Below are 526 nucleotides of genomic sequence, written 5' to 3'. Positions count from 1 at the left end.
TACTATTACACCGGCTGTAGGAAGTTGTATTGGAAATCCAACGACTGTAACAGTAACAGTAAACCCTATTCCGGTTGTGAGTACTAATGTAACAGCACAATCTATTTGTACAGGTGGATCGACCAATATCACTATGTCAAGTACAACTGCCAACACGACTTTCATGTGGAATGTTGTTGCGTTAGGTGGAGCAACAGGGGCACAAGACGGAACTGGGACATCAATCAACCAGGTTCTGACGGCTTCAGGCACAATCGTAGGTCAGGTTGTATATAACATTACGCCAGTTAACAATGGCTGTTATGGAACGCCAAAAACGGTTACTGTTACCGTTTATCCTAAACCTATTATTAAGGCCAGTCCGGATTCGGCAACCTTATGTTCGGGCGAAAAAACCAATATCGTGTTGATCAGCAATGTACCAAATACGGTATTTACTTGGACTGTTCTGCCAAATGGCGTGTCTGGGGCTGCATCCGGTACAGGAAGCAGTATCAGTCAAACGCTGACTACAGCTGGTTTCACA

At 44.5% G+C, this 526-nt stretch carries 1 protein-coding gene; it reads left to right on the top strand.

The features are described 5' to 3' along the window. A partial coding sequence (locus FEDK69T_RS15935; RefSeq protein WP_035656390.1) for a PKD-like domain-containing protein occupies positions 1-526 on the top strand: 526 nt, incomplete at both ends.

This window comes from Flavobacterium enshiense DK69, assembly GCF_000498495.1.
GTDB classification, from domain to species: domain Bacteria; phylum Bacteroidota; class Bacteroidia; order Flavobacteriales; family Flavobacteriaceae; genus Flavobacterium; species Flavobacterium enshiense.
This window is presented reverse-complemented; position numbering and strand designations above follow the sequence as displayed.